The following is a 21,531-nucleotide window of genomic DNA, read 5'->3' as shown; positions in this document are numbered from 1 at the left end:
CTCTGTTGAAATCGCCTTTTGGAAAAATGAATATTTCCAAAAGGCGATGCGCAGATCGCGCAGATAATATGCTGTTATCAGAGATGATCTGCGTCATCTGCGTACTAAACAGAAACCTGTCACTGCGTGGAAAAACTTTTCGACAGTAGTAAAGGTAAAATCTGCGAAATCTGCGGGACGCACGCCCTACGATCTTCCTGACCGGCTACAAATAGTTTTTTAACTTGTGCCAAACAATTTCAACTGGCGTGAACAGATCAATCAGAAATAGAAGGCTCAACAGAAAAAGTATTCTCATCTCGACAGCATTTCTTGCCGTTCAGGGCAGCTTGCTGGCACAAAAACCTGTCAAACCCAAACCTCCCTTATACGTCGAGTCAGGAAAGCTCGCCTATACACCAGATTCCCTCGGAAATCGTATTCCGGATTTTTCTTACTGTGGGTATAAAGCAGGTGAACAGGCAATCCCTACTGTTGCCGTGAAGATCGTTGTTCCTGCAAAACCTGGTGATGCCACAGCCCGTATACAACTCGCCATTGATCATGTAAGTAAACTGCCCGTTGGAGCCGATGGCTTCAGAGGAGCTGTACTACTCGCCAAAGGAATACACCATATAGAAGGTTCCCTGCGGATAAAAACAGACGGTGTTGTGATCCGTGGCACCGGTATGGGAGATGACGGTACAATTCTTTTAGCAGCAGGCAAAGACAGGTCAACCCTTATCATTGTCGAAGGAAAGAACGATCTCGCCGCATCAACTGATACTGCAAGAATTTCAGATAAATATGTTCCGGTTAACTCGAATAGCTTTACAGTTAATTCCGCAAAAGGAGTTGTAAAAGGCGACCGGATCATAGTTAGCCGCCCTTCTACCCGCGAATGGATCGCAACACTCGGTACAGAACATTTTGGCGGCGGCATCACCTCACTTGGATGGAAACCCGGACAACGTATGGTCAACTGGAAAAGAACAGTAACAAACGTTTCAGGAAACACTATCACCGTTGATGCGCCATTGACCACTGCGCTTGATGCAACATATGGCGGTGGAAATGTGGTGAAGTTTCAATGGAACGGCCAATTGCAAAACACAGGCGTCGAGAATCTTCAACTCGCATCAACCTATGACGCAACAAACCCCAAAGACGAAGCGCATCGCTGGATAGCCATCTCTATTGATAATGCAAGGGATGCCTGGGTGCGCCGCGTCAGCTTCAAATATTTTGCAGGTTCCGCCGTGGCGTTATTCGATAATACAGAGCGTATCACGGTGGAAGATTGCATCTCCACTAACCCTGTTTCAGAGATTGGTGGCGAGCGAAGAAATACATTCTTTACATCCGGGCAGCAAACCTTGTTTCAACGGTGTTATGCCGCCAATGGCATGCATGATTTCGCAATAGGTTTCTGTGCTCCCGGTCCAAACGCATTTGTTCAATGCGAATCAAACCGGCCTTTTGGATTCAGTGGCGGTATAGATAGCTGGGCTTCCGGTGTTCTGTTTGATATCGTGAATGTGGATGGACATGCGATCAGTTTGCTTAACCGCGGACAGGATGGACAGGGCGCCGGTTGGAATATCGCAAACGGCGTTTTATGGAACTGCACCGCCGCACGTATCGATTGCTATCAACCACCCACAGCGCAGAACTGGGCATTTGGTTCCTGGAGCCAGTTTGCCGGAGACGGCTATTGGGGTGAATCGAATAACAGCGTTCAACCGCGCAGCCTTTATTATGCACAGTTGAAAGAACGGATCGGCAAATCAGTTGACAACCGGGCCGTAATCATGGATATCGGAGGGGAAGCCAGCAGCAGTCCGACAGTTGCACAGGCAACACTGATGACCACTGCTGCAAAAGATCCGATGATCACGTTGCCGCAGTTTATTGAAGCATATGTAAAACAAACACCGCTGGATCTTGACCCCCGCGGCAGTAAGAATATAGATGATGTAGCGAAAGTGAACTTGCTCACATCTCCGAAAGCGCCGGCATTGCAGGTGAAGAATGGATGGTTGCTTCGGGGGGAGCAGGTCATGACCGGTAAAAGATTAAGCGTTCCCTGGTGGAATGGATCTGCGAAGCCCTACGCATTGAATAAGGCCAGCAATGCCATTACCCGTTTTGTACCCGGAAGGACCGGCAAAGGGCTGACAGACGATCTGGACTCCGTGGTGAATGAAATGACACAAACGAATACAGTTGCTGTTGAACAGAACTATGCACTCTGGTATGAACGCCGCCGTGATGATCATGAGCGCATCCGCCGGATGGATGGCGAAGTGTGGGCTCCTTTCTACGAACTTCCTTTCGCACGCAGTGGTAAAGACACCGCCTGGGATGGATTAAGTAAATACGATCTTACCAAATACAATCACTGGTACTGGAATCGTCTGAAAAAGTTTGCTGATCTCGCAGATCAGAATGGATTATTGCTTGTTCATCAGAATTATTTCCAGCATAATATTATTGAAGCTGGCGCGCACTACGCCGATTTTCCCTGGCGCCCTGCCAACAATATTAATAATACCGGTTTTCCCGAACCAGTACCATATGCAGGTGATAAACGCATCTTCATGGCTGAACAGTTTTATGATACAACACATGCTGTAAGACGGGATCTGCATAAGAGATACATTCGTCAATGCCTTGATAATTTTGTTGATAACAATGGTGTGATCCAATTTATCGGTGAAGAGTTCACAGGCCCATTGCCATTTGTTCAGTTCTGGATCAATACGATCAAAGAGTGGGAGCGGGAAACTGGCCGTAAAGCGCTTATTGGGTTGAGCGTGACCAAAGATGTGCAGGATGCCATTCTCCAGGATCCTGTCTATGCTTCGGTGATCAACATCATTGATATCCGCTACTGGCATTACCAGGCAGATGGTTCGGCATATGCTCCGAAAGGTGGCGAGAATCTTGCACCCCGCCAACACGCCCGCCTACTGAAACCAAAAAGCACTTCACCCGCGCAGGTTTATCGAGCCGTAAAAGAATACAGAACAAAGTATCCGGAACAAGCGGTCATCTACTCGGGCGATAGCTATGATCGTAATGGCTGGGCCGCTTTGATGGCCGGCGGATCACTACCCAATCTACTTGTTGAGGATAAGCAATTCCTAGATGCCGCGGCTGCAATGCAACCTGCCGGAAATGATGGGACAGACCAATGGATACTGCAGGATAAGTATGCAGGTCTGATCGTATACAATAAAACGCCAACTGTAACAGTAGATCTCGCTGGCTCTCCCGGAAATTTCGAAGTGATCTGGGTCAATACAACAACAGGCAAATTGCAAAAAGAAAAGAAGATAGTAAAAGGAGGCGAAAGCACTACCGTTCAGAAACCAGGTTCCGCAGATTGGGTATTGTGGCTGAAAAAGAAATAAACACCGATTGAAATAAACGCATGATAAAAAGAGCATTTTATACACTCGTTGGATTGTTGATAGCTGTTGTAATGAATGCGCAATCCAATATTTCCCCGCTGAAGATCTCCTCTTCCAAACGCGGTTTTACAGTGGATGGTAAGCCGTTCTTCTGGCTGGGAGATACAGGTTGGCTTTTGTTTGTAAAGTTGAACCGGGCAGAAACAATTCAATATCTGGATATACGAAAACAGCAGGGATATAATGTTATTCAGGTGATGGTGGTGCATGATGTGAAGAAAGCAGCGAATCAATATGGCGATTCTGCATTGATTAATAATGATGTTTCCAAACCATTGGTTACGCCAGGCAATAACCCAGATAACGCAGCCGAATACGATTTCTGGGACCATGTCGATTTTGTTGTAGATGAAGCTGCAAAGCGTGGCATCTATATGGCCATGGTTCCTGTCTGGGGCGCAAACGTAAAAGCGAAATGGGTGAATGAAACGCAGGCCAAAGCTTACGCCACTTTTCTTGCAGAAAGATATAAGAACAGGGGCAATATAGTCTGGTTGAACGGTGGCGATATTCACGGTACGGTTTTCCCTGCCGTCTGGAATACGATCGGTACGGTGTTGAAGGAAAAGGATCCCGGTCACCTTGTTACATTCCATCCTTTCGGAAGACACACTTCTTCAAGATGGTTCCATAATGCACCATGGCTTGATTTCAATATGTTCCAGTCGGGGCATCGCACGTATGCGCAGGATACCAGCAAGGGAGAATCGCATTATGCAGAAGACAGTTGGAAATATGTTGTGGAAGATCTTGCGAAGAAACCCCTGAAACCAACTATGGATGGTGAGCCCTCTTATGAAGGAATTCCTTACGGTCTTCATGATACCACGCAGCCTTACTGGAATGCAAACGAAGTCCGCCGGTTTGCTTACTGGGGTGTATTGGCCGGTGGTGCCGGATTTACTTACGGGCATAATGCCGTCATGCAATTCTACCGTCCGGGAGATAAAGACCGGGCATACGGTGCACGAAAATACTGGACAGAAGCGATGAATGATACAGCTGCTCTTCAAATGCAATACCTCCGTTCTTTAATGGAAACCGTCGCTGTCGCTGATTGGAAAGAAGCGCAGGCAATGGTGGTGAATAACGGGATCCGTTATGACCGCGTTGCCGCTGCAGCAGGGACGAACTATTTGTTGTTTTATACTTACACCGGTAAAGACTTCAAATTACAATTAGGTAAATTGAAAGCTGCGTTTCTTTTAGCTTCCTGGTTTGATCCCAAAAACGGGAAGTATTTGGAATGGCGGAAAATTCCAAACAAGGGGATTCACACCTTTGATCCCCCGGGTGAACCGGGTGATGGCAACGATTGGGTACTTGTGTTAAAAACAACTGATGCAAAAAAGTAAAAATATTTTACTGGGTATTTCTTTCAGCGGATTAGTGGCCGTGCTTTTCCTGGCTGGTTGTACTTCGCCTAAAAAGGCCTATCTCTTCACATCTTTCCATGAGCCCGCAAATGAAGGTCTGCGGATGTTGTACAGCGAAGATGGGTATAAATGGAATGATCTTGATACGGTTCTGCTTCATCCAACGATAGGTCACCAGAAAGTAATGCGTGATCCCTCAGTGGTGCAGGGGCCTGACGGCGTTTTTCATTTGGTATGGACAAGCAGCTGGCAGGGTGATAAAGGCTTTGGATACAGCTCTTCCAAAGATCTGATCAATTGGACTCCGCAACAATTCATTCCCGTAATGGAAAAAGAACCATCCACGGTGAATGTTTGGGCGCCTGAATTGTTCTATGACGCCGATACAAAGAAATTCCTGATCATCTGGGCATCCTGTATTCCCGGTCGCTTCGAAAAAGGAATTGAAGCGGATAGCAATAATCACCGGATGTATATTACCACAACTACAGATTTCAAAACATTTTCACCAACACGTTTATTCCTTGATCCTGGATTCAGTGTAATAGATGCGGTGATCGTAAAAAGCGGAGTGAATGATTTTGTATTGGTCTTGAAAGACAATACCCGGCCAAACAGGAATATGAAAGTGGCCTTTGCTGATAAAGCAGAAGGACCCTATACAAATGTATCCGCCGCTTTTACTCCGAATTTTACCGAAGGACCTTCCGTTGTAAAAGTGAAAGATAACTGGATTATCTACTATGATGCCTATCAAAAGAAAACCTATGATGCGGTTACCACAAAAGATTTCACGCATTTTACTGATGCAAGCAGTTTGATAAGTGTTCCGGCGGGACATAAACACGGAACGATCGTTCCTGTTAGGAAAAAAGTGTTACAACAATTACTGAAGAATTTAAAGAAGCAATGAAAGCAGCAAGACAGATATTGATCGTCGCAGGAATTTGTGCAATGAATGTATCATTCGCGCAGGACACGATCCGTTATACCGGTGATGTATTGTCTAACGTAGATTATCACCATGGCCAGTTGCCGCTTGCAATGGGTGTTCACAATGTTCAGGTGATGCGGGCGAACCGTGACCTGAAAACAGCGGAGTATGGATTCGGATGGACCTATAATCACGCTCCGGATATGGCTTACTGGAATAACACGTTCTATCTTGAATATCTCAGTAATCCTGTCGGCGAACACATTCCGCCCGGACAAACCTTGCTGGTCACCTCAAAAGACGGCTACAAATGGACGGCTCCTGTTGTGATCTTCCCGCCGTATAAAGTGCCGGACGGGTTTAAGAAAGAAGGTGTAGCAACGGTTGCGAAAAATCTGGAGGCTGTCATGCACCAGCGTATGGGCTTTTATACTGCGTCGAATAAGAAATTGCTTGCCCTGGCTTATTACGGAATCGCACTTGATGCGAAGGACGATCCGAATGATGGAAATGGTATCGGTCGTGTTGTGAGGGAGATCAATGCAGATGGAACATTCGGACCAATCTATTTTATCCGGTACAATCATTCTTTTACGGAAAAGAACAGTGACTATCCTTTCTATAAAAAAAGTAAAGACAAAGCCTTTGTTGCTGCTTGCGATGAACTGCTCAGTAAACCGCTGATGATGCAACACTGGAACGAAGAAGCTGATCGGAATGATCCGCTGATCCCGCTGAAAAAAGATTTTAAGGCATTTAACTACTACCGCCTACCCGACAACAGGGTTGTAGGTTTGTGGAAACATGCTGTCACCTCTATCAGCGCAGACGAAGGCAAGACCTGGCAGTATAATCCAACACGCGCTATCAAATTCGTGAACAGTAATGCAAAGATCTGGGGGCAGCGCACCAGTGATGGGAAATTCGTAACGGTGTACAATCCCTCGGAATACAGGTGGCCGCTTGGGTTATCTGTGAGTGATGACGGACTGAACTTTAAAAACCTCTTGCTCGTTACCGGTGAGATCCCTCCAATGAGATATGGTGGCAACTATAAATCATACGGGCCACAATACGTTCGGGGCATGCTGGAGAACAATGGCACGCCTCCGGACGGAAAGGTATGGGTTGGGTATAGTATCAATAAGGAAGATATCTGGGTGGCCAGTATTCCCGTTCCCGTTCGTTCTGCAGAAACAAACCATGTGAATGAGACGTTCAGCATAATGCGGGATGGCGCTGAACTGAATTCATGGAATACGCATAGTGCTGTTTGGGCTCCGGTTTCAATCGGAAAAATGACTGATGGCAAAAAAGCATTGGTCCTGAAAGATAGCGACCCATTCGATTATGCAAAAGCGCAGAGATTGCTCCCTTCATCCAAACAGATCACGATCGAGTTCGGCGTTATTGCTGCACAAAATAACCAAGGTGTTTTACACGTCGAAGTACAGGATGCAAAAGGTCAGCCCGGCATGAGACTGGTGCTTGGTGCAGATAGCCTGATCATGGCGAAAACCGGCGCTCGTTTTAAAAAGATCACCGCCTATGCACCCGGACAGTTGTACAACGTACGCCTGGAACTGAACACTGAAACCCGTATGTACAAAGTGTATGTAAATGGCAAACCCGAAAACGGAAGCCTCACGCTCTTTTTCGCACCACTTGGTTCTATCGACAGGATCATGTTCCGTACAGGCGAAGCGAGAAACTTTCCTACACCTGAAACCCCGGCCGACAATTTTACCGACCTTCCTAACGCGGGAAAACGGGATCAGGAATCTACTTTCTATATCACCTATTTAAAAACAAGCAATAAGTGAATCCTATCCGTACCATATCTGTTTGTGTTATTTTGGGGATCTTTGTGTTAAGCAAAGCTATCGCCCAATCTCCCGCCATCCTCAAGCCCGAATCATTCAAACATTATGTTGATTACTTCAACAAAATGGAAGATGAGAACATCAAACAAGCCATCCCCAATGATAGCTCCTGGTGGTGGATGAAAAAGAATATTCCCTTGTTCGAATGCCCCCAGCAGAACTTTGAAGAAATGTTCTATTTCCGCTGGTGGACATTAAGAAAGCATATTAAGAAAACGGAGAAAGGCTACGCAATGACGGAGTTCCTGGTGCAACGCAGCTACGCCGACAAATACAATCTCATCAGCAGCGGTCTTGGTCATCATATTTATGAATCCCGCTGGTTGCACGATAAAAAATACCAGGACGAGAATCTCCTGATCTGGTATCGTGGCAACGATGGCAAACCTTTAAAACGTCTTCGCTTTTATAGTAGCTGGAATATTGATGCGATCTATAACCGATACCTGATCAATAAAGACACGAAATTCATCCTCGATCTTCTCCCTGATCTCGAGGCAGATTATGCAGCATGGGAAGCTGAGAAACGTTTGCCCGGCGGGCTTTACTGGCAATATGATGTCCGCGATGCAATGGAAGAAACCATCAGTGGTGGCCGCAAAGAAAAGAATGCAAGACCCTCTATCAATAGTTATATGTTCGGTAACGCAAAAGCGCTGGCTGCCATTGAAGCCTTAGCCGGAAATACCGACAAACAAAAACTGTATACTGCAAAAGCTGATTCCATCAGGCAATTGCTTCAATCAAAACTATGGAGCAGTAAGGATACATTTTTTGAAGTGTTGAAAGAAGCAGATACGCTCGCAAACGTAAAAGAGGCGATCGGTTTTATTCCCTGGTATTTCAACTTACCCGATGCCAGATTTGATAATGCCTGGAAAGTGGCCAATGATACGACCGACTTCTCTGCACCGTTCGGATTAACGACAGCAGACAGAAGTCATCCGCAATTCCGCACACATGGCTGTTGCAATTGCGAATGGGACGGTGCTGTATGGCCATTTGCAACCGCGCAAACGCTTACCGCAATGGCAAACCTGTTGAATACCCGCCAGTCTGCCCCGGTTAACAGAGCCAACTATTTCGATCATTTGGAAACCTATGTAGAGTCTCAATATTATCGTGGCCGTCCATACATTGGAGAATATCTCGATGAGAAAACCGGTTACTGGTTGAAAGGTGACCAGGAGAGAAGCCGGTATTATAATCACTCTACATTCAATGATCTGATCATCACTGGCCTTGTCGGCTTACGCCCACGCGAAGACAACAAGATCGAAGTAAATCCATTATTGCCTGCGGATAAATGGGACTGGTTCTGCCTGGATAATGTGTCATATCATGGAAAGATCATCACGATTGTATGGGATAAGACAGGTGGCAAATACAAAAAAGGAAAGGGATTCAGTGTATGGGCGAACGGAAAAAAACTTACCTCAAGCGAATCATTGCAAAAGCTTGAAGCAAACCTTTAATGAAAAGGATGAAATATATATCATTGATTGTTTTTTCATTGTTGATCTGCCATACCGCCTTTCTGCAGCAAACAGAAAAGTTGTATCTCTCCGGCAAAGGAAAGGACGATGGTATCAAATGGGACTTCTTTTGTACAGCCGGGATGAACGCCGGTAAATGGAGCACTATTTCGGTCCCTTCCTGCTGGGAATTGCAGGGCTTTGGAAAATATGATTACGGCTTTGCAAAAGACAGCATTCGCGGAAAGGAGAGTGGTTTATACAAGTATAAGTTCAGCGTTCCTTCTGGCTGGCGCGGCAAAAAGATCAACATCGTATTCGAAGGTTCGATGACGGATACTGAGGTAAAGATCAATGGAAAGTTAGCAGGTGAAAAGCACCAGGGAGCTTTCTATGCGTTTAAATATGACATAACAGATTTGCTCAATCAATCGGGGGAAAATCTGCTGGAAGTGAAAGTCGACAAGCATTCCGCCAATGCCTCGGTTAATGAAGCGGAGCGTAAGGCAGACTTTTGGATCTTTGGCGGCATCTTCCGGCCTGTTTTCCTGGAAGCACTGCCTGTTCAATTTCTTGACGAACTCGCGATCGATGCAAAAGCAAATGGCTTGCTTCAGGCAAACCTGAAAGTGAACGGAGCAAAAGACGGGCAGTTGAATGCGAGAGTGTACGCCGGCAATGGAAAGCAATTACTTTCTTCGTTTACACAAAGTTTCGCTTCATCTCAATCGACAATATCAATTGGTAAAAAGATCGCTGGAGTAAAGAACTGGTCGCCGGAATTCCCTGAATTGTATTTCCTGGAAATTGATCTTATTGCCGGAGGAAAAAAAGTACATACAATCCGTCAACGTTTTGGTTTCCGAACCGTTGAACTCAAACAAAGGGACGGTATCTATGTAAATGGTGTGAAAGTAAAAATGAAAGGCGTCAACCGCCATTCCTTCTGGCCAACAAGTGGACGCACCACCAGCAAAGAGATCAGCATTAAAGATGTGTTGTTGATGAAGGAAATGAACATGAACGCAGTAAGGATGGCGCACTATCCGCCAGACGACCATTTTCTTGATGTTTGTGATTCACTCGGTCTATTCGTAATGGATGAACTCGCTGGCTGGCATGGTAACTATGATACGCCCACCGGAACGAAATTATTGAGAGAAATGATCAGTCATGATCAGAACCATCCTTCGATCATCTTTTGGGCAAATGGAAATGAAGGTGGTCACAATTTTGACCTCGACAAATTCTTCACTGAATTCGACCTCCAGAAAAGACCGGTGGTTCATCCATGGCAATTGTTCAATGGTGTCGAAACCCAACACTACCGCGAATATAACTATGGTATTGGAAGCTATGATAACGGCCGTGAGATCGTCATGCCCACTGAATTTCTGCATGGGCAGTTTGATGGAGGTCACGGCGCCGGTCTCGAAGATTACTGGGAATCCATGTGGCATCGTCCACGCGCTGCCGGCGGGTTCCTGTGGGATTTCGCAGACCAGGGCATTGTTCGCCGTGATCTGAAAGACTCGATCGATACTGATAAGCATCGCGGCGCAGATGGCATCGTAGGACCCTATCATGAGAAAGAAGGAAGCTTTTTTGCCATTAAAGAGATTTGGAGCCCGGTCTATATTTTTCCAAAAGAGATCACTTCCGGATTCGATGGAAAAATTGAGTTGGAGAACAGGTTCCATTTCACCAATATCAATCAATGCAAATTCAGTTTTGTACTGAAGAAGTTACTATCCGGACAGTCCGGAACCGGGACGGTCATTGTTTCTTCGATAAAACCATTGGAGAAGGGAGCTTTGCAAATAAAGCTTCCGGCCGATTGGAAAGATTTTGATGTGTTATATTTAACGGCCAAAGGTGCTGATGGCAGGGAGATCTTCACCTGGAGTTTTCCAATCATTCAGCCGCAGATGGTGATCAACAGGATGATCCCGAAAACAGGATCGGAAAAGTTAAGTGTTGAGCTGAGAGATTCTGTCTACCATGTGTCGTCAGGTGAAATGCAGGTCGCGATTCACGAACGAACAGGGCTGCTGACAAAAGTGACCGTCAAGGGCAAAGACCTTCCTTTTAACAATGGACCGGTGATCCAGCAGGGTATTAATAACTTTGGGAAATTCAGTTTCAGACAACAGGGTGACACTTTGGTGATAGAATCGGCATTCGACAGGAAACTTCATTATAATACACTGCAATGGACATTCTATCCCTCAGGATGGATCAAAATGAAGGTTAACTATTTTCCGGCGGAATACTTCACGGATTTAGTTGGGGTGAATTTTTCGTTTCCGGAAAGCCAAATGAGGAGTGTTGACTATATGGGCAAAGGGCCATATCGTGTGTGGAAGAACAGGATGAAGGGAAATCAGTTCGGCATCTGGAATAAAACTTATAACGGCACGGAAACGGGCGAAACCTGGATCTATCCAGAGTTTAAAGGGTATCATGCAAATATGTACTGGTGCCGTTTTAATACATCCGGACAATCGTTTACTGTCGCAACTGAGGATGAAGATCTCTTCTTCCGTTTGTTTACGCCGGCATTTAAAGACGATGCCTGGCATAACTATATGCTGGTATTCCCGGAAGGAGATATTTCCTTTATGCAGGGTATTGCTGGTATTGGAACAAAGACACAACGAAGAGAAACAACAGGCCCGATGGGGATGAAGAATATTTTTTACGATTACGAGAAAGATCCGACGAGATATAAAACTATTACGCTTTACTTTAATTTTTCAGGGAATGAAACCCGTTATTAGAACATTCATTGCTTTGCTGCTTCTCTGCTCTGTTGCGCAGGCGCAGGTGGAAATAAGAAATCTCCAATGCGAATTGCAGGTTGATCCGGTTGCGATCGATCAGAAGCAACCGCGTTTCAGTTGGCAATTGCAAAGCAGCTCACGTGGCGTTCAGCAAACGGCGTATCAGATCTGGGTGGCCAGCAGCGAAAAAGCATTGAATGAACAAAAAGCGGATATCTGGAATTCCGGAAAGGTTTCCTCCGCTGATGCAATACTGGTCCCATTCAAAGGCGCAACCCTGCAATCAAATAAAACCTATTACTGGAAAGTGAAAGTGTTCACTAGTAAAGGCGAAACGGAGCTGAGCAAAACGGCGCGCTTCGGGACTGCCTTTCTTTCGGGAAAAGAATGGAAAGCCCAGTGGATCGGTATAGACAGCGCTTTCGCATGGGATAGCGTAACGCAATGGTCGCGACTCTCCGCAAGATATCTTCGTAAAGATTTTAATGCTGTATCTAAAGTCAAAAATGCACGTGTTTATATTTCGGGTGTTGGTAACTATGAGTTGTATATAAACGGAAAGAAAATAGGAGACCAGGTGCTTGCTCCTAACCCGACTGATTACAGGAAGAAAGTTTTGTACAACGCATTCGATGTTTCCGCTGATATAAAGAACGGCAATAACCTTGTGAAGGTGGTTTTAGGGAACGGTCGCTACTTTACCATGCGACAGAATTTCAAACCGCAAAAGATCAACACCTTTGGCTTCCCAAAACTTTTGTTTCAACTGGAGCTTGAATACGAGAACGGAAAGAAACAAACTATCATCAGCGACAAGTCATGGAAACTTACAACTGACGGACCCATCAGAACGAACAATGAGTACGATGGCGAAGAATATGATGCACGAAAGGAATCGGTTCTCGCGGAAATGTATAAAAACGCCAGTCACAAGAACTGGTTTAATGCTCGTGTTGTTGCCGCGCCTGCCGGAATACTTTCCTTGCAGCCGAACGAGCCAATGAAAGTAAAACAAACCATCAAACCTGTCGCGATCAGGAAAATTAATTCGGATCGCTATATCCTTGATATGGGACAGAATTTTTCCGGTTGGCTTCAGATCAAAGTGAAGGGAAATGCAGGCAATAAAGTAACGCTTCGTTTTGCGGAGAGCCTGCAGTCAAACGGCGATCTTTATACAGCGAACCTCCGCGATGCGAAAGTAACGGATATTTACACGTTAAAAGGCGGGTCTGAAGAAACCTGGAGACCATCATTCGTGTATCACGGTTTTCGATATGTAGAAGTAACGGGTTTCCCTGGCGAGCCGACAGCAAATAATTTCGAAGGTCAGCTTGTATTTGATGATCTTTCCACGATCGGGACATTTACATCTTCTAATGCCACCATCAACACCATCGTGAAGAATGCGTGGTGGGGAATTGCATCCAATTATAAAGGAATGCCGGTTGACTGTCCGCAACGGAATGAGCGCCAACCCTGGTTGGGTGATCGCGCAACCGGATCAAAAGGGGAGAGCTTTCTCTTCAATAACGCCAGGCTGTATGCCAAATGGCTGGATGATATCGAAGAATCACAAACAGCAGAAGGCGCGATCCCCGACGTTGCGCCCGCGTTCTGGAATTACTACAGCGATAATATGACCTGGCCCGGAACTTATCTGCTCGTTGCTGATATGCTCTATCGCCAGTTCGGTGATAAAGGATCAATTGTGAAGCATTATCCATCCATGAAGAAATGGATGAACTATATGCAGACGAAGTATATGAAGAACTATATCGTTGGGAAAGATAAATACGGTGACTGGTGTGTGCCCCCTGAATCGCTGGAGATGATCAAGTCGCAGGATAGCACGCGTACAACAAGAGGTGATCTTATTGCAACGGCTTACTTCTATAAGTTTTTGGAAATGATGCAGGAGTTTGCAATGCTATCCGGACAATCGGCTGATGTAAAATCATACCAGGATCTTGCCTTGCAGGTCAAGCAGGCATTCAATACGCGTTTTTATAACAGGCAGAAGAAGTGCTACGATAATAATACGGTAACAGCGAATTTACTGCCGCTTCATTTTGGGATCACTCCGGACAGCCTGCAGGATGGCGTGTTCAATAATATCTACGCCAAGATCCGGATTGAAAATAAAATGCATATCAGCACCGGCGTGATCGGAACGCAGTGGCTGATGCGTGGTCTTTCTGAATTCCAGCGTTCGGACATCGCTTATACACTTGCCTCGAATAAAACCTATCCGAGCTGGGGTTATATGGCGGAGAATGGCGCGACTACCATTTGGGAGCTCTGGAATGGCAATACAGCTAACCCGCAAATGAATTCGCAGAATCACGTGATGCTGCTTGGAGACTACCTGATCTGGTTGTATGAAAACGTAGCAGGTATCAAATCTGATGATAAAGAAATTGGGTTCAGGAAGATCATCATGAAACCGGAGATCATTGATGGACTTGATCATGCTTCCGCTTCTTATGAATCGCCATATGGCACGATCCGGAGCGAATGGAAGAAAGAGAATGAACAGAATAAATTCAGCTGGAAGATCAGTGTTCCTGCGGGCGCTACTGCTGAGATCTACATTCCTGCTAACGCTGCTGAAGCGGTCACAGAGTCAAACCGTACTTTGGATAAAGCGGAGGGCGTGAAGCTGATACGTATGCAGGTTGGCTATGCAGTATTGGAAATTGGATCTGGCAATTATTCTTTTGAAGTAAATAACCTGTTTCGCAAAGGCATTGTAAAAGATGAATTCATATTCGAAAGAGCATCCTTTCCAGAAAGTCATGCTTCAACGATTGCTGAAACGCCCGAAGGCCTGATAGCTTCATGGTTCGGCGGAACAAAAGAAGGTACAAAAGATGTTTGCATCTGGGTAAGCCACCTGAAAGGTGGTCAATGGTCTGAACCGGTAAAAGTCGCCGATGGCGTGCTGAATGACAGCACGCGTTACGCTTGCTATAATCCGGTATTGTACCAGGTACCTAACGGAGAACTGCTGTTGTTCTATAAAATTGGACCGAATGTAGCAGGCTGGACTGGCTGGATGATCCGTTCTAAAGATAACGGTCATACATGGTCGCCACGGGAAGCCCTGCCTGCGGGTTATCTCGGGCCGATCAAGAACAAACCTGTACTGGTAGGCAATCGCCTGATCTGTCCTTCCAGTACAGAGAAGAATGGATGGAAAGTTCATTTTGAAGTGACGACAGATTGGGGAAAGACCTGGACAAAAACAGATTCGATCAATGATGGGAAAACTTTCAGCGCGATCCAGCCAAGCATCCTTACTTATCCCGATGGAAGCCTGCAGGTTCTTTGCCGCAGTCGCAACATGACCGTGAACGAATCATGGAGCCGGGATGGTGGGAAAACCTGGAGCCCGATGCGCGCTTCTTCGTTGCCGAATAATAATTCAGGTACAGATGCAGTGACATTGAAAGACGGTCGTCAACTGATCGTCTATAATCACGCTGTTCCCAATTCAACCTGGGTAAACAATAAAGGGCCGCGCACTCCTTTGAATGTAGCAGTATCAAAAGATGGTAAGAACTGGGAAGCAGCACTGATCCTGGAAGATTCTCCGGTAAGCCAGTATTCTTATCCTTCGGTAATTCAAACATCAGACGGATTGGTTCATTTTGTATACACATGGAGACGTGAACGCATTAAGCATGTTGTGTTGGATCCTTCCAAACTTGAGTTGAAACCGATCGTGGATATCAACTGGCCGATGAAAACGGTTTCGGGTGGGAAAACGTATGATGATTAGACTGGCGTAGGTTTCCCGCAGATTACGCAGATTATATCCTTCTATTTGAGACTGATCTGCGAAATCTGCGGGAACCTTTCCGCGAATTAATAACACTATCAGACATTGGATCAACATGGCTATAACCCCGATCATAAAAAAATCTCTTCTGTTTTTTTGCGGCATGGCCTGGTACACGGGCAATGCACAAAACTCCGATGATCGCTATGCAAAGCCCCTTAAGCAGGTCATCAAAGAAGTAGAGCAACGATTTCATATCCGCATAAAATATGCTGATACGATGATCGCCGACAAACAGGTGACGTATGCTGATTGGCGTTACCGGCAGGATGCAGAAACAACGCTGGAGAAGATTCTTTCTCCCTTTGACCTGATCGCCAAGAAAGAATCTGATTCTGTATACAAACTTGGCACATTCGAATATCACCGCTGGAAAGTAGAAGACGGTTGGGCCGAACTGGATCGGATAGCTGGGCAATATAATAACAAGACCGAATGGGAAACGAGGAAGGCAGATTTAAGATCCTGTATGATCAAAGCACTTCAATTGGATCTTGCGCCGATTGCTTTGTCGAAACCAATTACAACGGAAGTAAGAAAGTATGATGGATATACCGTTCAGAATATCGCGATTGAAATTTTACCCGGCATTTATGTAAATGGTTCTTTATACAAGCCTGCAAAATATAAAGGCCGCATTCCTGTGATCCTTAGCCCGGATGGGCATTGGGCGAAGCAACGTTATCGGGCAGATTGCCAGCTGCGTTGTGCTTCTTTGGCTAAGATGGGCGCGATGGCATTCAGTTTTGATCTTTTTGCGTGGGGAGAATCGTTGCTGCAATTCAAATCAGAAGATCATCGCCGTAGTTTATCGATGAGTTTCCAGGTGCTGGGTGGTATCCGGATCCTCGATTATCTTCTTGCCTTGAAAGATGCTGACACTACTCGCGTAGGGATAAGTGGTGGCTCCGGAGGAGGAACCCATACGGCTTTACTTACTGCACTGGATGATCGTATCAAATGCAGCGCACCGGTTGCTTCCGTTTCATCCTACTTCTATGGTGGTTGTCCTTGCGAAAGTGGTATGCCCATTCATGCATGCGGTGGTGGAACGGATAATGTGGAGATCGCGGCGATGGCTGCACCGAGACCTCAGCTGGTAGTCAGTGATGGAAAGGACTGGACGGATCGTATGCCGGAGCACGATCTTTCTTATTTAAAAAAGATCTATAGTTGGTATGATAAGTCTGAGTCGATATCAAATGTGCATCTGAAAGAAGAAGGACATGATTTCGGGATCAACAAGCGGACTGCGGTGTATGAATTCATGGCAAAGCAGTTATCACTTGATTTAAATTTAATTAAGAATACAACCGGAAAAATAGATGAGTCTTTTGTTACGATTGAAAAAGAGCCGATGATGTATGTATTCGGTGCAAACGCAGAACGTTTACCGGCAAATGCAGTAAAAGGTTTTGAAAATGCGGAACGCTTATTTTACCAGTTAAAAAGAAACTGATCATGTCTGCGAAGCGATTGTTATTTGGGTTAATGCTGTTCGTTATGTTTGTTCCGGCGATTTCGATGGCGCAATCAAAGCATCGTTATAAGATAGGATTGATCGACCTGATGTTATTGAAGCGGCAAAAGTTAGGAGCGATCACCCTCACTAAAGAACTTGGCGCTGATGGCGTAGAAGTAGATATGGGTGGATTGGGAAACCGTCCCACTTTCGACAATCAGTTGCTGGTAGATTCCGTACGCGCACAATTTTTGGCGAAAGCAAAAGAGCTTAACGTTGAGATCTTTTCCCTGGGGATGACGGGTTACTATGCACAGTCATTCTGCAGTCGTGATGAATATAAACAGTCGATCGAAGACTGTATTAAAACGATGAAACTAATGAAAGTGAGAACGGCCTTTCTGCCACTTGGAGTGCAGTGCGACCTGGTGAAGAATCCGGAACGAAGGGATTCAGTGATAGCGCGGTTGAAAGTGGCAGGTAAGATGGCGCAAAAAGCAGGGGTGGTGATCGGAATAGAAACATCATTAAGCGCAACCGAAGAGGTAAAGTTGCTAAAAGATATCGGATCAAAGGCGATCAAAATATATTTCAATTTCTCCAATCCATTAAAAGAAGGCCGTGATCTTATTGCCGAATTGAAAATTCTTGGGCGGAAGAACATTTGCATGATCCATGCTACAAATAAGGATAGCGTTTGGCTGCAGAACGATCCGCAGATCGATATGCAGCTCGTGAAGAAAACCCTCGATGAGATGAAATGGAAAGGTTGGCTGGTGATTGAGCGGAGTAGGGATGCGACAAAGCCGAGGGAGGTGAAGTACAATTTTGGAGCGAATACGGCGTATTTGAAGGGAATTTTTCAAGAGTGAAAATTGTTATTCCGGACCTAAAGGAACTATACTCAAAGATGTTTCGTAATATCCATGCTTTGATGCAGGATTCGAATAATTTCTATATGTGTAGCATTATCTATCGTTCTATAAAAGATGGTATGAGATTTTATTCGAGAACTACGGTAGTTTTTTCTAATATGGCCGAAATCTCTTCCTGACCCAGGACGATTCCCAAGCAATTCCATTTCTTTGAGGATTAGACTTACATAAAGGTCAGCCTGGTCAATCGACCAATTTTCAAATGTGTACTGCCATATATTTTCTAAGTCATTTTTTGCCGCATTACTTATCTCGTACGGCATTTTTTTTATGTTTTGTATGAAGTGATTTCAGGAATTTTCCTGCATTGAAATCCTTAACCATTCCGGATTTTTCACCTTTCTCCAGCTCCTGAATTAGATTCTTTTTTTTATTCTGCTCGTCCTCAAACAACCTTAAAGCGGCCCGTACTACTTCACTTGCAGAAGCATACCGTCCACTTTTGACTTCAAGAGAGATAAAATTTTCAAAATAGTCGCCGAGAAGTATGGAAGTATTTTTCGCCATAAATTAAGTTTGCATAAATATACCAATTATTGGTATTTCTGGTCGAAGGACAGAAATAATTTTCGTTCAAATCAAGGGAAGCTCAAAACCTTCACATGGTGTAGGGGAACGCGGCGGAACGATACGCGGCGAGCGCCGCGAAAACAGCCGTTGAGAAATTGTATTTCGCCGCGCCCGCTGCGTATCGCCGTGTCCGCCGCGTTCCACTTACGCCCGTCATACATCCCACTCTTACTTTACCTGAAAAGTCGCCGGGCTCTCAAATAGTAAAATCTTCCATCTTTTTAACGATTCCTCACATTTCCCAGCGTCCCGCATAGGGCTACATTTATTTGCTAAATGCCTGTCTCTTAAGCATGAAACGATTGCCTGTTTGCCTGTCTGCTCTATTTATTCTCCTGCTTGTATTTTCCAGCCAGGCAGCAACAATATACCTGTCCACCACCGGCAACGATAAAAACCCTGGCACCAAAGATCAACCACTCGCAACACTCAACGCTGCTTTAAGAAAAGCGAGAGAACTCCGCCGTTTAAAAGATCCATCTATTGAAAACGGCATCCATATTATTATTTCAGGTGGCATCTATAATTTGTATGAACCTGTCTTTATTCGGCCAGAGGATGCCGGTACAAAAGCCAGCCCCACATATATCGAAGCTGCTCCTAATGAACAACCCATACTATCTGGCGGTGTTACCATCAACAATTGGAAAAAGCTTTCACAAAAAGTAAACGGCCTTTCCGCAACCGCACAGAAAAATGTTTGGATTGCTGATGTTCCCAGATGGGCCGGTCGACCCGCTGAATTCCGCCAGTTCTGGGTCAATGATCGCAAAGCTATCCGCGCGCGCGATTGCAATGGCGATACGATGAACCGCATTCTTTCATGGGATCATGCGAATCAGCAATGCTGGATAAAAAATCCTTCCTTTCAATTGTCCAATGATCCCGGCGCTGCTGAAATGTTCATCCATCAATGGTGGGCGGTTGCATCATTGCGGATAAGCAAATGGGAGAGAAGGGCCGATAGCATGCTGCTCAGTTTCCATCAACCTGAAAGCCGCGTCCAGAGCGAACATCCCTGGCCTGCTCCGTGGATCTCTGCTGAAACAGGCAACTCTGCTTTCTATCTGACCAATTCATTACCCTTCCTTGATTCCCCTGGAGAGTGGTATCTCGATATCGCTGCAGGCAAATTGTATTACTGGCCACGCCCGGGCGAAGATCTGAAAACGGCGAAAGCGATCGTTCCGCAATTGGAAACACTTTGCCGTATTGAAGGTACGATCGACCATCCTGTAGAACATATTTACTTCAACGGGATCTCCTTTCAACACAGCACCTGGCTTCGCCCTTCACGCGAGGGGCATGTGCCGCATCAGGCAGGTATGTATATGCTCGATGCATACAAATTAAAAACACCGGGTACACCCGACAAAGCTTCTTTGGAAAACCAGGCCTGGGTCGGGAGACCGGCAGCTGCTGTGAATGTTCAATTTGCACAGCAGATAAAATTTGAACATTGTTCTTTCCGTCATCTCGCTTCTACTGGTCTGGACTACGGAAAAGCGACAGCCAATAGTGAGATCACCGGCAATCTCTTCCAGGATATCGGTGGCACTGGTATGCTGGCTGGTGTTTTCTCGGATGAATCTACGGAAGTTCATCTTCCATATTTACCAAAAGATGAAAGGGAGAAATGCAGCAACCTTCGTATTACAAACAATCTGATCAATGATGTCACCAATGAAGATTGGGGGGCTGTTGGCATTGGTGCCGGCTATGTAAATGATATCGCTATTGAACATAACGAGATCTATGATGTATCCTATTCCGGGATCAGCATAGGATGGGGCTGGACAAAAACAACCAATGCGATGAAGAATAATCGCATCGTCGCCAACAAGATCCATCATTATGGAAAACATATGTATGATGTGGCCGCGATCTACACTTTATCCGCACAACCCGGTTCATCGATCAGCGAAAATTATATTGATAGTATTTACAAAGCCCCTTACGCACATATTCCCGCTCACTGGTTCTATATCTATACAGATGAAGGTTCTTCCTATATCACTATAAAGAATAACTGGACGCCTTCGCAAAAATATTTGCAGAATGCAAATGGTCCGGGTAATGAATGGACGAATAATGGTCCGCAGGTATTTCCATCTGTAAAGAATAATGCAGGCATCCAGGATAATTTTAATTCTCTTCTTGCAATGAAGGGACCTGTCGATCAAAACCGGCTGATCAATAAAGAACATCCCGCGCTTATTGAATTGGTAACCCAACCCGGTAAGTCGTTGGATACATCAAAGCTGAACGCGGTACTCCGAAAGAATAAGATCAGCACTTCATCTGTATACAAATGGAATGATCACTACGTAATATTTGATCGGGTTGCCGACCAGTTTGTTTTGTTGAATGCATTAAAGAAAGAACTGACCGGCGTAACTGTCAGGAATTACCAGGATCCGTTTTATGATTACAACCGCAGTTACTGTCCAGATACAACAACCATTGCGGAATGGGATCATGTTTTATTGACAGCAAATTTAGTCGGAGATAAAAAGCGTCAGCAAGAATACCTCGACATGCATGCCAGTCAATTAGAGAAATGGCCTGAAGTATCCCGGGGATTCTGCAATGCATCCTTCCAGCGGTTATTGATCTACCGCAATGGACGGCAGCTGATGCTCGTGATCAGCATTCCCAAAGGAAAGACGCTTGCTGAGCTTGATCCGCTGACAACAAAGAATAATCCACGTGTTGATGAGTGGAACAAAATCATGAAGAAATACCAGGAAGGAATCCCCGGAACAAAGCAGGGTGAGACCTGGGTATTCCTGACACCTTTATCAAAACCGTAAA

General features: G+C 45.4%; 12 protein-coding genes. 10 read left to right on the top strand and 2 right to left on the bottom strand.

Annotation, left to right across the window (positions count from 1 at the left end):
- The first annotated feature begins 248 nt into the window (after positions 1-248).
- The 9 genes from LZZ85_RS10980 to LZZ85_RS10940 all read left to right on the top strand — a co-directional run bounded on the left by LZZ85_RS10980 (position 249) and on the right by LZZ85_RS10940 (position 18,084).
- Positions 249-3,395, top strand: a complete 3,147-nt coding sequence (locus LZZ85_RS10980; protein ID WP_237871586.1) for a DUF6298 domain-containing protein — start codon at positions 249-251, stop codon at positions 3,393-3,395.
- A 20-nt stretch (positions 3,396-3,415) separates the two neighbouring features.
- Complete coding sequence (locus LZZ85_RS10975) at positions 3,416-4,810, top strand: glycoside hydrolase family 140 protein (protein ID WP_237871584.1); 1,395 nt, start codon at positions 3,416-3,418, stop codon at positions 4,808-4,810.
- Complete coding sequence (locus LZZ85_RS10970) at positions 4,797-5,744, top strand: glycoside hydrolase family 43 protein (protein WP_237871582.1); 948 nt, start codon at positions 4,797-4,799, stop codon at positions 5,742-5,744. The genes LZZ85_RS10975 and LZZ85_RS10970 overlap by 14 nt, the downstream gene beginning before the upstream one ends.
- Entirely contained in the window at positions 5,741-7,588 is a 1,848-nt protein-coding gene (locus LZZ85_RS10965) for an exo-alpha-sialidase (protein ID WP_237871580.1), read from the top strand. Before LZZ85_RS10970 ends, LZZ85_RS10965 begins: the two co-directional genes overlap by 4 nt.
- The gene (locus LZZ85_RS10960) at positions 7,585-9,123 is read left to right on the top strand and encodes an MGH1-like glycoside hydrolase domain-containing protein (RefSeq protein ID WP_237871578.1); all 1,539 of its coding nucleotides are present in this window, start codon (positions 7,585-7,587) and stop codon (positions 9,121-9,123) included. The genes LZZ85_RS10965 and LZZ85_RS10960 overlap by 4 nt, the downstream gene beginning before the upstream one ends.
- Positions 9,124-9,131: 8 nt before the next feature.
- The gene (locus LZZ85_RS10955; RefSeq protein ID WP_237871576.1) at positions 9,132-11,903 is read left to right on the top strand and encodes a glycoside hydrolase family 2 protein; all 2,772 of its coding nucleotides are present in this window, start codon (positions 9,132-9,134) and stop codon (positions 11,901-11,903) included.
- Positions 11,887-15,690, top strand: coding sequence for a family 78 glycoside hydrolase catalytic domain (locus LZZ85_RS10950; protein ID WP_237871574.1), 3,804 nt, complete (start codon positions 11,887-11,889; stop codon positions 15,688-15,690). Before LZZ85_RS10955 ends, LZZ85_RS10950 begins: the two co-directional genes overlap by 17 nt.
- 115 nt (positions 15,691-15,805) lie before the next feature.
- Positions 15,806-17,209: an alpha/beta hydrolase gene (locus LZZ85_RS10945; RefSeq protein ID WP_237871572.1), complete on the top strand. Its 1,404-nt coding sequence runs from the start codon at positions 15,806-15,808 to the stop codon at positions 17,207-17,209.
- A 2-nt stretch (positions 17,210-17,211) separates the two neighbouring features.
- Positions 17,212-18,084, top strand: coding sequence for a sugar phosphate isomerase/epimerase family protein (locus LZZ85_RS10940; RefSeq protein ID WP_237871570.1), 873 nt, complete (start codon positions 17,212-17,214; stop codon positions 18,082-18,084).
- A gap of 32 nt (positions 18,085-18,116) precedes the next feature.
- Here the strand turns inward: LZZ85_RS10940 and LZZ85_RS28775 are convergent, their stop codons facing one another.
- Both LZZ85_RS28775 and LZZ85_RS10935 read right to left on the bottom strand, forming a co-directional pair.
- Positions 18,117-18,410, bottom strand: a complete 294-nt coding sequence (locus LZZ85_RS28775) for a type II toxin-antitoxin system RelE/ParE family toxin (RefSeq protein WP_432422760.1) — start codon at positions 18,408-18,410, stop codon at positions 18,117-18,119.
- Positions 18,391-18,654 (bottom strand): type II toxin-antitoxin system ParD family antitoxin, encoded by a 264-nt coding sequence (locus LZZ85_RS10935; protein WP_237871568.1) that lies wholly within the window; start codon positions 18,652-18,654, stop codon positions 18,391-18,393. Before LZZ85_RS10935 ends, LZZ85_RS28775 begins: the two co-directional genes overlap by 20 nt.
- A 356-nt stretch (positions 18,655-19,010) precedes the next feature.
- On the opposite strand from LZZ85_RS10935, the gene LZZ85_RS10930 reads away from it, so the two are divergent.
- On the top strand, positions 19,011-21,530 hold the full coding sequence (locus tag LZZ85_RS10930) for an L-rhamnose mutarotase (RefSeq protein WP_237871566.1): 2,520 nt from the start codon (positions 19,011-19,013) through the stop codon (positions 21,528-21,530).
- Position 21,531: the final 1 nt, after the last annotated feature.

Source organism: Terrimonas ginsenosidimutans (genome assembly GCF_022012415.1).
Classification (GTDB): Bacteria; Bacteroidota; Bacteroidia; order Chitinophagales; family Chitinophagaceae; genus Terrimonas_A; species Terrimonas_A ginsenosidimutans.
This window is presented reverse-complemented; position numbering and strand designations above follow the sequence as displayed.

Excerpts from the sequence above, each read along its gene's own strand:
- LZZ85_RS10975 (WP_237871584.1), top strand. The coding sequence starts at position 3,416 with ATGATAAAAAGAGCATTTTATACACTCGTTGGATTGTTGATAGCTGTT.
- LZZ85_RS10970 (WP_237871582.1), top strand. The coding sequence starts at position 4,797 with ATGCAAAAAAGTAAAAATATTTTACTGGGTATTTCTTTCAGCGGATTA.
- LZZ85_RS10965 (WP_237871580.1), top strand. The coding sequence starts at position 5,741 with ATGAAAGCAGCAAGACAGATATTGATCGTCGCAGGAATTTGTGCAATG.
- LZZ85_RS10955 (WP_237871576.1), top strand. The coding sequence starts at position 9,132 with ATGAAATATATATCATTGATTGTTTTTTCATTGTTGATCTGCCATACC.
- LZZ85_RS10950 (WP_237871574.1), top strand. The coding sequence starts at position 11,887 with ATGAAACCCGTTATTAGAACATTCATTGCTTTGCTGCTTCTCTGCTCT.
- LZZ85_RS10945 (WP_237871572.1), top strand. The coding sequence starts at position 15,806 with ATGGCTATAACCCCGATCATAAAAAAATCTCTTCTGTTTTTTTGCGGC.
- LZZ85_RS10940 (WP_237871570.1), top strand. The coding sequence starts at position 17,212 with ATGTCTGCGAAGCGATTGTTATTTGGGTTAATGCTGTTCGTTATGTTT.
- LZZ85_RS28775 (WP_432422760.1), bottom strand. The coding sequence starts at position 18,410 with ATGCCGTACGAGATAAGTAATGCGGCAAAAAATGACTTAGAAAATATA.
- LZZ85_RS10935 (WP_237871568.1), bottom strand. The coding sequence starts at position 18,654 with ATGGCGAAAAATACTTCCATACTTCTCGGCGACTATTTTGAAAATTTT.
- LZZ85_RS10930 (WP_237871566.1), top strand. The coding sequence starts at position 19,011 with ATGAAACGATTGCCTGTTTGCCTGTCTGCTCTATTTATTCTCCTGCTT.